At 31.4% G+C, this 14273-nt stretch carries 16 protein-coding genes; 6 read left to right on the top strand and 10 right to left on the bottom strand.

The window, feature by feature from the left end:
- Window positions 1-262 precede the first annotated feature (262 nt).
- Window positions 263-1024 (bottom strand): siderophore-interacting protein, encoded by a 762-nt coding sequence (locus ACYSNV_RS09935; RefSeq protein WP_461762411.1) that lies wholly within the window; start codon window positions 1022-1024, stop codon window positions 263-265.
- A gap of 128 nt (window positions 1025-1152) precedes the next feature.
- Here ACYSNV_RS09935 and ACYSNV_RS09930 point away from each other — a divergent pair, with 128 nt between their 5' ends.
- Window positions 1153-1986 (top strand): AraC family transcriptional regulator, encoded by an 834-nt coding sequence (locus tag ACYSNV_RS09930; protein WP_461762410.1) that lies wholly within the window; start codon window positions 1153-1155, stop codon window positions 1984-1986.
- Window positions 1987-2585: 599 nt separating this feature from the next.
- On the opposite strand, the gene ACYSNV_RS09925 is transcribed toward ACYSNV_RS09930, so the two are convergent.
- The 6 genes from ACYSNV_RS09925 to ACYSNV_RS09900 form a co-directional block, all read right to left on the bottom strand.
- Window positions 2586-2726 (bottom strand): hypothetical protein, encoded by a 141-nt coding sequence (locus ACYSNV_RS09925; RefSeq protein ID WP_461762409.1) that lies wholly within the window; start codon window positions 2724-2726, stop codon window positions 2586-2588.
- A gap of 138 nt (window positions 2727-2864) precedes the next feature.
- Window positions 2865-2987, bottom strand: coding sequence for a hypothetical protein (locus ACYSNV_RS09920; protein ID WP_461762408.1), 123 nt, complete (start codon window positions 2985-2987; stop codon window positions 2865-2867).
- Between the two features lie 758 nt (window positions 2988-3745).
- A complete protein-coding gene (gene arsB, locus ACYSNV_RS09915) occupies window positions 3746-4780 on the bottom strand; it encodes an ACR3 family arsenite efflux transporter (protein WP_461762407.1) in 1035 nt (344 codons plus the stop codon).
- Between the two features lie 3 nt (window positions 4781-4783).
- Window positions 4784-5398 (bottom strand): arsenate-mycothiol transferase ArsC, encoded by a 615-nt coding sequence (locus ACYSNV_RS09910; protein ID WP_461762406.1) that lies wholly within the window; start codon window positions 5396-5398, stop codon window positions 4784-4786.
- A gap of 17 nt (window positions 5399-5415) precedes the next feature.
- Entirely contained in the window at window positions 5416-5868 is a 453-nt protein-coding gene (locus tag ACYSNV_RS09905; protein WP_461762405.1) for a DUF6428 family protein, read from the bottom strand.
- A gap of 60 nt (window positions 5869-5928) precedes the next feature.
- Entirely contained in the window at window positions 5929-6258 is a 330-nt protein-coding gene (locus ACYSNV_RS09900; protein WP_461762404.1) for an ArsR/SmtB family transcription factor, read from the bottom strand.
- A gap of 561 nt (window positions 6259-6819) precedes the next feature.
- On the opposite strand from ACYSNV_RS09900, the gene ACYSNV_RS09895 reads away from it, so the two are divergent.
- The 4 genes from ACYSNV_RS09895 (at window position 6820) to ACYSNV_RS09880 (ending at window position 10694) form a co-directional block, all read left to right on the top strand.
- The gene (locus ACYSNV_RS09895) at window positions 6820-7263 is read left to right on the top strand and encodes a GNAT family N-acetyltransferase (protein ID WP_461762403.1); all 444 of its coding nucleotides are present in this window, start codon (window positions 6820-6822) and stop codon (window positions 7261-7263) included.
- A gap of 1 nt (window position 7264) precedes the next feature.
- The gene (locus ACYSNV_RS09890; protein ID WP_461762402.1) at window positions 7265-8335 is read left to right on the top strand and encodes an alanine racemase; all 1071 of its coding nucleotides are present in this window, start codon (window positions 7265-7267) and stop codon (window positions 8333-8335) included.
- An 887-nt stretch (window positions 8336-9222) separates the two neighbouring features.
- Window positions 9223-10467, top strand: coding sequence for a peptidase U32 family protein (locus ACYSNV_RS09885; RefSeq protein WP_461762401.1), 1245 nt, complete (start codon window positions 9223-9225; stop codon window positions 10465-10467).
- A complete protein-coding gene (locus ACYSNV_RS09880; protein ID WP_461762400.1) occupies window positions 10464-10694 on the top strand; it encodes a ferredoxin in 231 nt (76 codons plus the stop codon). Before ACYSNV_RS09885 ends, ACYSNV_RS09880 begins: the two co-directional genes overlap by 4 nt.
- Before the next feature lie 399 nt (window positions 10695-11093).
- Here ACYSNV_RS09880 and ACYSNV_RS09875 read toward each other — a convergent pair whose 3' ends face one another.
- Complete coding sequence (locus tag ACYSNV_RS09875; RefSeq protein WP_461762399.1) at window positions 11094-12224, bottom strand: FAD-dependent monooxygenase; 1131 nt, start codon at window positions 12222-12224, stop codon at window positions 11094-11096.
- A 232-nt stretch (window positions 12225-12456) separates the two neighbouring features.
- Between ACYSNV_RS09875 and ACYSNV_RS09870 the strand changes: the two genes are divergently transcribed.
- Window positions 12457-12846 (top strand): hypothetical protein, encoded by a 390-nt coding sequence (locus tag ACYSNV_RS09870; RefSeq protein WP_461762398.1) that lies wholly within the window; start codon window positions 12457-12459, stop codon window positions 12844-12846.
- Window positions 12847-13510: 664 nt separating this feature from the next.
- On the opposite strand, the gene ACYSNV_RS09865 is transcribed toward ACYSNV_RS09870, so the two are convergent.
- Complete coding sequence (locus ACYSNV_RS09865) at window positions 13511-13846, bottom strand: GNAT family N-acetyltransferase (protein ID WP_461762417.1); 336 nt, start codon at window positions 13844-13846, stop codon at window positions 13511-13513.
- Window positions 13847-13852: 6 nt separating this feature from the next.
- Window positions 13853-14050: a GNAT family N-acetyltransferase gene (locus ACYSNV_RS09860; protein ID WP_461762397.1), complete on the bottom strand. Its 198-nt coding sequence runs from the start codon at window positions 14048-14050 to the stop codon at window positions 13853-13855.
- Window positions 14051-14273 lie beyond the last annotated feature (223 nt).

Raw genomic sequence — 14273 nt, 5'->3', positions numbered from 1 at the left:
TGTATGTATTAGTGTGTAAGTTCAAAAAATAAGCCTGGGTTAGGTTTCTATTAAAACCTAACTCAAGCTTCATATAGGGTATTAAATTGGTTTTATAAACAGTGTCATCTATTTTGAGTACAATAAAAACATTGGAGAATACCGAGCTCATTATATTAAAAAGATTACAAAACTTCGTCCAATTTTTTGGGGTCAGTCTAGATTTACCCAAACCTTTTTTATAGACACACAACAGTCAAGAGTATTTTTACAAAAAAGTATATTAAGCGTTTCTAATTTTGCTTCTATCTTCAGCAGATACGTTTTCTGATTGTCCGTATTTCCAATACGAAAAAACATTCCATTGGGCTGATTCTAATTCCTTTTCCTCTTTAAAAAAATGTTTAAACTCCTTTATAAAATGATATTCGGCTGCTGCAAAAATAAACTTCTGCTCAGCAGGAAACTCAATAGCACGTATGGCGTCCATTAAAGGCATATCTTCTCCTGGGTAGGTATTAAAAACCCACTCTATTTCAACGTTAACAGGCTTATCTAATGACAACACATCTGCCTGGCTATATACTTCAATTATAACTTTCCCCTTGGCATCTTTAGGTAGCGTTTCTAAAATAACTGCAACTACTGGCAGTGCAGTATGATCTGCTACCAACAAATACCAATCTGCAGGAGCAAATAAGCTCTTCTCTTTTACCTTCATTAATACCCCCAACTCATCGCCTACTTTCGCATGAATAGCCCAAGCAGAGGCTGGTCCGTCTTCGCCATGCGCTACAAAATCAATAGTAAGCGTATTGTTTTCAAAGTCAATAGCACGTGTAGTATAGGTACGAATAGTTATCTCTTTTCTATCTTCTGGTGTAACGGGTATGCGAATCTCTCCCGCTGCATTGGGCACAATAATTTTATTATTGTCGCCTACTTTAGCATTTTCATATGCTTGTACATTTCCTTCTAATACTACTCGGATATAATTTGGAGTTAGATAACTCTTTTGTTTTACTTTTAATATTTCTTTCATCATATTTTAGTTTTAAAATCTGCTAAACTATATTTTATAAAAATTTACATGAGCAAATTTCTACAATAACAAGCTTAATTTTCAGTATATTTACACAAACAATTGGTATATTCCCACAACATTTCACTACAATGAATGAAAAACAATTCGAACCAATCTCTGTACGCAAATTAACACTTGAACCCAATTATACAGAAACCCACAAGCATTCTGTGTATCAGTTTGTTTTTATACAATCGGGTACGGGTACGCATACCAAAAACGCTATTGACTACAACTATACCCATGGCGACTTATTTTTGATTAGAAAAAACGAATTACATACCTTTAAAACCACTACGACTACTCTTTTTTATATTCTGCAGTTTTCAGAACAAGCCAAACGAAACTTGAAAGAGTTAACTGCAAATGCCTCTGGTTATACTGTAGCATTATCTAAAGCTCAATCACCAAACAACCCTAAAGTGAGCTTTGCGGGCAAAGAGTTTGACTTAGTGCTTTCTATATTTGAGATTGTACTACAATTAGTGCAATTTAGTAATAGAAACGAGAACATTTGCTATTTCCAAATAATGAGTCTTATTGCTATTATCGAAAGAAATCTAAACTATCATCCTGAAGAAAATACGAGCAGAAAAGACAAAAAACACTTTGCCTTTATACTAAGACATATTCATAAAAATATACAAGAACCCGATATGCTTAGCTTAGATTTTATAGCTAACAAATTTAGTATGAGTGTAAATACGCTATCTAATCATTTTAAAAAAGAAATAAAAATGACGACCAAGCAATATATACACGCTACCAAAGTAGAGGCATTAAAAAACAATGTAGCTAAAACAAATGAATCTTTTACACAAATAGCCAATCAATTTGGCTTTATAGACGAAAGTCATTTTAGCAAATACTTTAAGAATAAAGTAGGTATGAGCCCCACGCAGTTTAGAAAAAAAAGCAACTAATTTGAAAAAATAAGTAAATACTTGTAACACTACACAATATCTCTGATTATACAATTGCCTTGTTTTAGCAATTGTTTTTTATTTAACAATTGCTCGATGCTTTAGTGTTTTATCCGATCTTCCAAAAAATAAATCTGCTGGAGTTAGGTTGTTTAAAGCTTCATGATACCTTTTCTTTGTATAATTTTCAACAAATTCATTTAAGGCTTGCATTAATTTTTATGGATGATTAAATAATTTAATTTAATCACGTTTTTCATGGTTCTATCATAGCGTTCAATTTTACCTTGAGTCTATCAATGCATTGACTTACCGTGAAGTTGCTTGATTTTTAAGTGATCTTTTAAATACGATTTTAGTTCTTTTAAAAACATAACAAGGACCATTGTCAAATAGTGGTTTTTGTTTTTTATTTTTAATCGAGCCTTTGTAATAGCTGTGTTCTCAGTTCTTTTTACATCCTCAGCCTTGATCGAACTACATAATTTCCAGTGAATAATATGCCTGCTGTAATCTTCTAAAACAGTCCTTGAATAATACCACTCGATCCAATAATCTTAAAAATAAGTAAAATCAAGCTGCCACATTTGACAAGTAAATTATGCTTTGTCTTTAAACTCGGTGAGTACAGCAACTAAGATAGGATTTAAAGCGGCAAGCAATTTGCGTTGCTTTAAGATGCGATAAACAGTTGATTCTGATAAATAACCTCCTTGTTGATCGGTGAGTTTAAAAGCCAATTCTCTAGAGGATAACTCAGAATATTCTAAAGCTAATTCAATTAAAAGGTCTTTTTACACATCCGAAATAATGTTGCATTGTAGGTTAGAGATTCGTTGTTAGGGCTTTAATCCTTCTAATCCATTTTCAAGATAACTTTAATACCATTTGTAAAACCTACTACGAACGATTCTATATTCTTGCAAGGTTCGTTTTATACCTAACTCACTGCATGTAATCTCTGGAATTATCTGGTGTTTTTCACTTGCAGTTAATCTCATGTAGCCTTTAAATTAATCTTTTAATCTAAACTTTTTTTTCAATGTCATAACGTAAAACCAAATCATTAACCATCTCTTTTAAACGGCCATTACCTTTCTTTAATTCCGTTACCTCACTACTGGTAGCTTCACGCGTTACATGGTCAGATAAGGTTTTTTTCCTTCTTGTAAAAACTCTTTATTCCTCTTGTAAAATTGAGATTGGTTAATACTGTGTTTTCCACATGAATCAGCAATGGAAGTCTCTGCTGGAAAAGCTTCGAAAAATAGTAAAATATTTTATCTCAGGATGAAAATACCACGCGTATTCTTGCAAATGTCTTTTACAAATGTTTCTTTGGTATTTCCATAATATAAAGTTACATTTTTAAAGGAAACACTATCTTAAATTACAGGTCTAAACTATCCACTTTTTTGCGAAAAATTTACAGATTTAAAAGTAATTCTCGAACAAGAAAAAATATTAGAGTTTAAAAAAAGCAATATCCTAAAGCTTAGAAAAAAGCCCCATAGGAGTAAGTCATTGAAATTACTTACCCACCAAATAAATAAAAATATATCAAAAGATTAATCAAACAATGTATGTATAGGTAAAAAACTACCCATGTATCATACTAGATTCCTGTTTACTTTAAAATTAAGTACTACATGATATAGAAATACGCTACCAAGGTTAAAAACAATACACAAATTAGGATATGATTGTCAAAATCTATACTACGCGGAACAATTTTATGTAAAAAATCCAAAAAAATCATTTACCGATTATAATATTTCTTCTTCATCCATAAACTCACTCGTACAAGTAGAATCAATACTGGAACTTCTACTAAAGGTCCGATAACCCCAACAAAAGCTTGAGGAGAATGTATCCCAAATACAGCAATCGCCACCGCAATGGCTAATTCAAAATTATTGCCTGATGCAGTAAAAGAAATAGCAGCATTTTTATCGTAGTCCACATTCATTGACTTGTTTACCAAGAAACTAACAAAGAACATCAATACAAAATAGATAACAAGTGGAATAGCGACCTTAACTACCTGCATAGGTAACTGAACAATTTGCTCTCCTTTTAAGCTAAACATCAGCACAATGGTAAACAGTAAAGCATATAAGGTAAAGGGTGATATAAAAGGGATAAACTTACGCTTAAACCAATCTTCTCCTTTTATTTTATTAAGGTATTTATGACTTAAAAATCCAGCTAAAAATGGAATACCTAAATAAATAAGTACACTTTGTACAACATCACTCATCTTAATTGAAATAGCATAATCAGCAAATCCAAAATAAGAAGGCAATACGTTAATAAAAAGCCAAACAAAAAAGCTATAAAACAATACTTGGAACACACTATTTAATGTAATCAGTAAGGCAGCATATTCCCTATTGCCCTTGGCTAAATCATTCCATACAATCACCATGGCAATACATCTTGCTAAACCAATAAGGATCAAACCTACCATATAATCTGGTTCATCACGCATGAAAATAATAGCTAACACAAACATTAAAACAGGTCCTACAATCCAGTTTAAGAAAAGAGATAAGCTTAGTACCTTCTTATCCTTAAAGGCCAGTGGTAATAGACTATAATCAACCTTAGCCAGTGGAGGATACATCATGATAATTAGCCCTATAGCCAATGGAATATTGGTAGCTCCAATAGAGAGTTTATCCATTAGATTAGAAACACTTGGAAATACATTTCCTATAAAAACACCAATTCCCATAGCTAAGAAAATCCAAAGGGTTAAGTATCTATCTAAAAATTTCATTCTAACTTGCATAACTTATTTTTTAATTTGCGATAAGATGTAAAACATTTCACTTGCAATTTCAATACTTCGATTAAAATATCCTGTTTGTTGATGTGCTGTCCCATCAAATGCCTTAGGATCCTCAAATGTAATCGGGATTCTTTGCTCAGCGCCTGCTATAAAAGGACAATCTCCATTAGCCTGTGAACAAGTCATTACAGCTACAAAATCACCACTTGGATTAAAAGCAGCATCGTACTTCTTAGAAAAACCAATAATAGGGACTTCATTATCATCATACTTTATAGCATAAATAGGATTCTCTGCATCCGCAATTTTAAATACATCAAGGCCTTGTTCTTTCAGAACTGTAGCAACCATTGGATACATAGCTGTTTGCTCGGTCCCTCCTGAATAACAAATAACATTTGGAATACCGTAGTAACTAGCCGCTACTTGCATCCAAATTTGAGTCAAATGACTTCTTCTTGAATTATGTGTACAGATAAAATTGATTCGAATTGGAGATTTTGAATCAACCTTAGATTGAATATAGGCTCGCAAGGGAGCCAAAGCTTCTTTTCTACTATCACTTATCATTTGTGATTCAAGTATAGTGCTAATTGTAGCTGATAATGTTTTATACATCTTTTACTTATATAAGATTAACAACAGCCAGAGTTAGGATCGCAACAACTACTTGGAGCTACCAACTTACTTGGTGTAATCCCACAAGCATCTTCTGCTAAACAAGCAGTCAATGTGTTTTTTAATAGAAAGTGAGTTCCATTAAATGCTAAGAAATACTTTTCTATTGTCTGTTTCCCTTGAACTTCTACTTGAATCTCTGCATCAACAATACCTAATTTTGTTTCTGACAATTCAATAATATGAAGCAACTTACCTGCTTTTAAACGATGCTGATAATCTTCTGCATTCCATAATTGAAAACTTACATTAACCTCTTCTCTTATTGTACCCCCACAGTCAATAAACTTTTTGGTTACTTGACCTACTTCTGTTACATGGAAGTGTTCCGCTACAAAGGTTCCATCTTCAAATTGAAAATCTACGCGATCTAAATTTGCTAAAACTGCTTTTACTTCTGATAATTTCATATTTTAAAATTTTATTACATATATAATCGTAATATTACGATGATGTGAATTAAAAAAACGCTAACAACACCCATCTGAGGATATTCTTTGACCAAAGAATAATTGAAATTCCTGCTGAAACTCATTCCAAATCTTGTCATCTATACAGTAACAAACTGACTTTCCTTCTATTGTTCCTTTTATTAGCCCACTATTTTTAAGCTCTTTTAGATGTTGTGAAATAGTAGCTTGAGCCAAACCAAGTTCCTCCACCAAATCATTACAAATACAAGCTTGTTGATTTATAATATACTGAAGGATAGCAAGTCTTGCTGGATGAGCTAGAACCTTAAACATAAGTGATAACTTATTTTTTTTATCACTAAACAACTCCGATTTTGTTACTCCCATTATTAGTAAATAATTTTCATATCGCAATATTACGATGAAATATTAAAGCCACAAAATTTTCTTTTACCTTTTTTCATCTTAATATTAAAAAAAACAGGTAAATACTTTAAAATTAATCAAATACCAAAAACAGGTAAAAGTGTTTTTTAAATCTTAAAAAGCTACCTGGATTTTCAGTTATTATCATCTTGCTCTAACCCTACAGATTCACTAACTATTTCTTATTGATTATCAACAGGCTTGACTTACCTTAATTCCATGATTATCCAGATAAATTAACAAGAAATTCAATGCTCTGGATTAATGACCTTTTAATACCTATCAACCTTTCTACTATGGCCTTGCCCGCTTTTATTCAAGTAGATTGTTAAGAAATCACAGTAGATCAAAAAGCTAAATTTATCTATTTTTTTAGATCCAACTTTTTTGAAAAAAAGCAGTTAAAAATGATTGTTTTTTCCAGGCGTCCACCTCTTAAAAGATTGTTAATAAATGGGATAATAATATGAAAAACAACCAAAAAACTGTATTTTGTGAATTAATTAATAAAAACAACGATTTATGAAGACCATAAAATGGGATTTAAACAATAAGCCAGATCAGGTTCAAAGAGATCAATTCGCTTGCTTTTTGCACCAACATTTGGATGAGTTTACAGATGAAAAAAACGCCATTGAAAAGTGTATAAAATATACTTTTAATGAATTAAATCAAAAGCAAACTGGTGGTTTTATAATCAGTCTATATCAAGACGACACCTTAATTGGCCTTAGTATTATAAATGAAACTGGTATGCAGGGGTACATCCCCGAAAACATTCTTGTTTACATTGCAGTACACAAAGATTATAGAGCAAAAGGTTTGGGAAAAGCCCTAATGAATGAAGTAATTTCTAATTGCAAGGGAGACATAGCATTACATGTTGAAAAAGACAATCCTGCTAAGTATTTATATGAGAAACTAGGCTTTACTAATAAATATCTTGAAATGAGATTAAACAATTAACATGGCTTATATTATATTAAATAAGAAAAAACTAGAACACAATTACTATTATTTAAATTCTTTTTTCAAAGATAATGCCATACAGTGGTCCGCGGTGAGTAAAATACTCTGTGGCCATAGAAAATATCTCCAATTATTACTTGATTTAAAACCTCAGAGTATTTCTGATTCTAGAATCTCGAATTTAAAGACAGTAAAACAAATTGACCCACTTTGTCAAACAATATACATTAAACCTCCTTCCAAGGCTGTTATTGCAGATATAATACAATATGCAGATATAAGTTTGAATTCCGATCTATACACAATTGATCTGCTAAATCAACATGCCCTAAAAAAAAACATGATCCACAAGATAATCCTAATGATAGATCTTGGAGAGCTACGTGAGGGAGTTATGCGAGATGATTTTTTAGATCTATTTGCTGCTACCCAAAAATTTAAAAACATTCAAGTTGTTGGAATTGGAAGTAACCTATCTTGCCTTTATGGTGTATTGCCTAATGCAGATAAATTAAACCAATTAAACCTATACAAGCAATTAGTGGAAATCAAACATAATATAAAGCTTGACTATCTCTCAGGGGGATCCTCTGTAACTATTCCACTGATTCAAAACCAAGTTTTACCCAAGCAAATAAATCATTTTAGAGTTGGTGAGACACTGTTTATGGGTACAAATGCATTTGATCATACTGCTTTTGAAAATTTAGAGCAGAATGTATTTGAATTAAGAGCCGAAATTATCGAGCTTTATGAAAAACCAATTGTTCCATCGGGGGAATTAGGTGTCAATGTAGATGGACAAACCACAAGCTTTGATCAAAACGACGTTGGAAAAAAAACAATTAGAGCCCTAATTGATATCGGGCTTTTAGATGTAGATATTAAACATTTAACCTCGGCAGATCCCAGTGTGATTATAGAGGCAGCTACATCGGATATTACTGTTTTGGATCTAGGGGAAAACTTAAATAATTATAAAGTTGGAAGTAGTGTTAAACTACACCTAGATTATATGGGTATTGTTAGGATAATGAACTCCAAATACATAGACAAAGTCATAGACTAAAAACCCCAATAAAGTAGATTATTCACTGATTTAATACAGTTTTACATACATACTAGACTTTAAAAACTAATCCTTACCTTTTGTTATCTATCTTTAAAGATACTAGCTTTTGCCTTTGCTATGTGCAGGGCTTTAAAACAGGTCTGATTAATTAGTTTTAAACTCGAGTTTCTACCTTTTTTAATATTCCTATTACTTTTTTAAAAGGGATTCAGTAATCCTTTTATTTTTTTAATATTAACTATATAAAGGGACAAAAAAAAATCAACCAGTCTTGTTATAAATTACAAGACTGGTTTTATACCCCTATAAGGATTATAATAGAATCTTGATTACTTTTTTATCAACCTTATAGTAAATAAATTGGAATTTTTCAAAAATCCTTAATCAATTAAACTTGTCTTACTTCTTTTTTATTATTTCCATAATTAATTTATTGTTCCTTATTTGTAGGAGCAATATAGTTTACTTAAGAGATATTTGTATTTTTAAAAAGCTTTAGCTCAGCTTAACTTACAAACCTTAAAATCTATTCAACTAATTACAAATCAAATTAGTAGTTTAAAGTATAGAAATAAAATAGCTAGTTTTCTGCTTCTTTAAAGCATTTAAACCATTTAACTTTGCAGCCAAATAAAGTCTCTTCCAATTAGAGGCTTTACCAATATGAATAGAAATTTATAGCATGCAACTATATCTTATTCTAAAGAACAAAGACAAACAAGATTTATTCTTTTTTCTTTCTAAATTCAATACCCACCTTGTAGTGATATATTGTAGATGATGATATAATTGCCTGACTATTTAGATAATTTGGACTGTCTTTGGCGTTCCACCCTATTTTTAAAGGTTAATAAAACAAATTTAAATAGTAATACTTCTAGGTTATGAAAACTAATTCAAATATAGAATTAATGGCCCCGGCTGGTAATTTTGAGTCCTTACAAGCTGCTTTAGACAATGGAGCTGACTCGGTATACTTTGGCATAGATCAATTAAATATGAGAGCTCGATCGAGCGTAAACTTTACCACGGAGGATTTACCTGAAATTGTAAAACGCTGTCAAGAAAAACAAGTTCGTTCTTACCTTACACTAAATACCATTGTGTATGACCATGATTTACTTGTTGTAAAAAACTTACTAAACAAAGCAAAGCAAGCTAAAATTACAGCTGTTATTGCATCGGATCAAGCCGTTATTGCAATGGCTCGCTCTATTGATTTACAAGTTCATATTTCCACCCAAGTAAACGTAACAAATCTACAAAGTGTTAAATTCTATAGTTTATTTGCCCAAACGATCGTTTTATCTAGAGAATTAAGTCTTCGTCAAATAAAAAATATCACACAAGCAATAGAAAAAGAGCAAATAAAGGGTCCTAATGGAAAACTTGTTGAAATTGAAGTTTTTGGGCACGGCGCTTTATGCATGGCCGTATCTGGCAAATGTTACTTAAGTTTACATTCGCATAATTCTTCTGCCAACAGAGGTGCATGCAAACAAAATTGCCGTAAAAAATATACTGTCATAGACCAAGAAAGTGGATTCGAAATAGAGATTGACAATCAATACATGATGTCGCCAAAGGATTTATGCACCATTGATTTGTTAGACCAAGTTGTTGATTCAGGAATTAAGGTACTCAAAATAGAAGGAAGAGGACGATCGCCTGAATATGTAGCTACGGTGGTTAAAGCCTACAAAGAGGCTTTAGATAGCATAGAAGAGAAAACCTATGATTCTAAAAAAGTACAACGCTGGATTGGTGAATTAGAAAAAGTATATAACCGCGGTTTTTGGTCAGGATACTACTTAGGTCAAAAGCTAGGTCAATGGAGTGATAATCCTGGAAGTAGTGCTACCCAAAAAAAAATATATATAGGAAAAGTTACCCATTTTTATCAAAATGCAGGCATCGCTGAATTTAAAATAGAAACCTATGATTTAAAACCTGAGGATCAGATTCTAATCACCGGTCCTACCACAGGGGTAGAACAACTAACTATTAAAGAACTCTTTGCTAATGAAAAAAGCACATTAAAAGCCACCAAAGGTGATACATGTACCATAAAGGTACCCTTTAGAGTAAGATTATCTGATAAAGTATATAAAATCGTACAAGCCATATGATTGTAATAACCCTTCAAAAAGACAAATGCATTGGCTGTAACTATTGTGTGGAGGTAGCCCCGCAACAATTTCAAATGTCTAAAAAAGATGGTAAAACTGTACTTTTGAATTCCATCCAGAAAAAAAACTTTTATACCCTGAAATCAACTAATTATCAAATTTTAGAAAATTGTGAATTAGCCCAAGATCTATGCCCTGTAAAGATTATTTCAGTAAAAACAATTTAGCCATATTTCACCCAAAGAATAATTCCGTGGAATATGGCTGGTTATATGGGCAAATAAAACCTTTGACTCTATATCTGTAATTGTACAACACCTAATGGACATGACTTTGTGATTAATTAGTTTTTCTTATAGGAGAATAAACAGCTTTTTATAACTTTTTTAAAAACCTAAGTGGTAAATTCTAAGTAGATTAACTTCTAAAAAAACAAACATAGTATTTTTATATTTTCCTAAATAATACCATGTTTGCAAGGATGAAATACAAAATACAACAAACCAATAATGCATAATTTCTCTGCTTTTTTAAAACAACTATTTGTTTGGCTTTTTGTTTTTTGAATATCTTTTTTACCGTTATAACTATTTATGTTTAAAAATCACATTTTATAGAAAATTAAATCACTCTACTTTCTGTAAATCAAATAGCATTTGCATTTGCTTTTGTTTTAAAAATTCAGGCATATATTTAAAACACATATTGCGAATTTGAACAAAGACAGGGTTTTTAATCTGCGCTACTTTTCCAAGAAGCCAACTATGCTTTACAACTTTTAAAGCTTTTGGTCTTCTAATAGCAGAAAATTTCATTAAGGCTAATTCCAAAGGAAAGCGCTGAAGTAACTTACTAATCACATAAACATCCTCAATACCTTGACAGGCTCCTTGTCCTAAATTAGGTGTTGTAGCATGAGCAGCATCCCCTATTAAACAAACTCGGTGCTTATGCCAAGATTCCAATGGCTTTAAATCAAAAATTTTATCCTTAAAAATAGCCTCATCGGGCGTTTTCCTAATAAAATCAGCCACCTGCGGATCTATCTGATGCAGATAAGAATTTAAAGACATATTGTTATTATATAAATCCTGATTAATTAAAAAATACCAGTAGAGTGTTTTGGAATCTAGCTTCACAAAGCCAAATCGCTTTGCTTTTCCCCAAGCCTCAATTGCCGTATTATCATAAAGACTCCCCATATCATATTGTAAAGTACCTCGCCAACAAACCTGGTGAGCGTCTCGCAAAATAGCTTGCCCAAATAAATGTTCTCTTACTTTACTTCTTAACCCATCGGCTCCAATAATATATTGGGCCACACAAGTAGTTGTATCGCTAAAAGTAAGTAGATAATCACCATTTTCTTGTTTGGTGATATTTTGAAGCCTTTTATTTAAAACGACTCTATTTTTTGGAATTGCCTCTAATAAAACTTGATGTAGCTCGTGGCGGTGAATAGCTATATTTTCTAATTTATATTTATCTTTAAAATAGGCTAAATCAGAACTTGTTAATTCCTTTAATCTCATATCGGTTAACAATACCTTGGAAATAGCCATGCCTTTTTGCGCGATAAGATCCTCCAATCCTAAATAACGATAAACCTGCATAGCATTACTTGCTAAAGCAATACCTGCTCCCACTGGTTTTATTTGGCTTGTTGCCTCATATACAGTGTAGGGTATATTAGCCCTTTCCAAGGCTATACCCATGGTTAATCCAGCTATTCCCCCTCCAATAATTGCAACTTGCACTTTTTTAAATTTTTTTAAATTAAACAACTTTTAAATCCTTGTCAATATACAATTTGTTTTATTTATCTAAGATGTATAATTGTAGAAAACCGTTAATTTGATCTTGTTAAAACAACTAGATATACACTTGATTAATTGCTTAAATCACTACATAAAACCTTTATATTTTATGAATTATAATAACTTTAGCATGATTATTGCACTATTTAAGTAAATCACAAAACTTTTTATTATGAAAAATGCAATTAAAAAATTACTAATGCCCCTTAGTTTAATTCTAATAGTACTTTTAAGTATTACGGCATGTAGTAAAGATGACGATCCTGTAGATAATGATATTTTTGTTGGTAATTATAAAGGCCATGTAACCTATAAATTTGAAGACAAAAACATTGATGCTACCGATGGAAACGTAGAGGTTGTAAAGGTTGGGAAAAATTATAACTTTATTTTCTCGAATAAAATACCTGACTTAACCGGGGTTGAATTTGAAAAAGATGGTGAAAATATTTTAATTAATATTGGCTCCGATCAGGCCCATTACATTAGAATAGACCAAAGTACTCTTGTAATCGCCTTTACAAAAGATGGTCGTATCTGGACAGCAAACTGTACTAGATAATTTTATTAACTTATCTTTTAACTGATAAAGTCGCTTTTACGCCCATTCTACATTATGTAGAATAGATAAGATAAAAATCTGCTTAGAAAACTAAGCAGATTTTTTAATATTTAGATAATACCTGATTCTTCATAAAGATAATAATTATCTAAAAATCAAGATTATAAAATACTTTTACCTATATATATTTAGACATTAATAACAACAATAATTTCTAATCAAGTAAAAGGTATTTCAAACTTATCTAAATGCACTTATAGATGTTTATCCAATATCTTGAAACTGTAAATAGGACATAACCATGTAATTATTATGAAAAATTCTTACGCGCACTGACCTTTATTTACTCGCTCTAATTCTAGGTCGAGGTAACAAATATAACCAATAATCTCATATATCAAAACTAATGTTAGTCTACCAGGGATCGCATAACTTAAAAAAGCTTTTGTGTTTTGAAGATTTAATTAATAACTACCAAGTATATCACCGCCCAACAAAAACCTTTCTCTTATAGAAATAAACTACCTGTAAAGCTGATTATTCTTTGATTAAAGATTGTTAATTCTAAAGAATTATTTTCCCGGTTACCTTGGTAGTACCACAGCTTAAAAATCAATCATTCAAAAATTATAAGCTTATGAAATTTAAAACTTTTTGTATTACCTTAAATCATGTTTTTAAAATCATGCTTTTCAAGTTTATACCAATTGTGTAAAACTCCATGGTAGCTAAATTGCTCGATACATTTAAAACCAATTTTTGTAAGTACCTTATTTGAACCTATATTCTCAAGATCCGCCGTGGCGTAGAGCGTTTGTATGGACATTTGATTAAAAGCATACACACACCAGGCTTTTGCCACTTCACTTGCAATTGCTTTATTCCAATATTTTTGAATCAACCTATAACCTAAGTCGTAATAATCCACATGCCCATTGGTAGGTTCTTTTACCAATTTTAGACCTGCCCACCCAATAAAATCATTTGTTTGCTTATCTATTATAGCTCACCTTCCTATTTTATTATCACTATATTGCTTGGTAATAAAATCTATGACTTGCTTTGCTTGGTCTAAAGTACTTACAATGGGTTCTTGCAGATATTTATGCACCAAAGGGTCATTATCTAAGTCAAACATACCTTGCAAGTCACAGGCCTGAATCTCGCGAAGAATAAAGCGTTCTGTTAATATTGGTTGTCGCATAGGTTTACAGTTTTTTAAAATGTTGTTTTTTAAGCTATATATCAATAATCAAACTTAATCTATTGTTTTTAAAAACCCTGAAAAGAATCCTAATTTTTTATTTCTACACCTATGCTTGTTTTTAACTACATATAACTTGGCATAAAAATCTATTTACAAACTAATAGCTCAAATACGATGTTCAATAGTTACAAAAGTAGCTTTAGAATTATAAAATACCATA

It is taken from the genome of Myroides sp. LJL119 (genome assembly GCF_054871605.1).
This window is presented reverse-complemented; position numbering and strand designations above follow the sequence as displayed.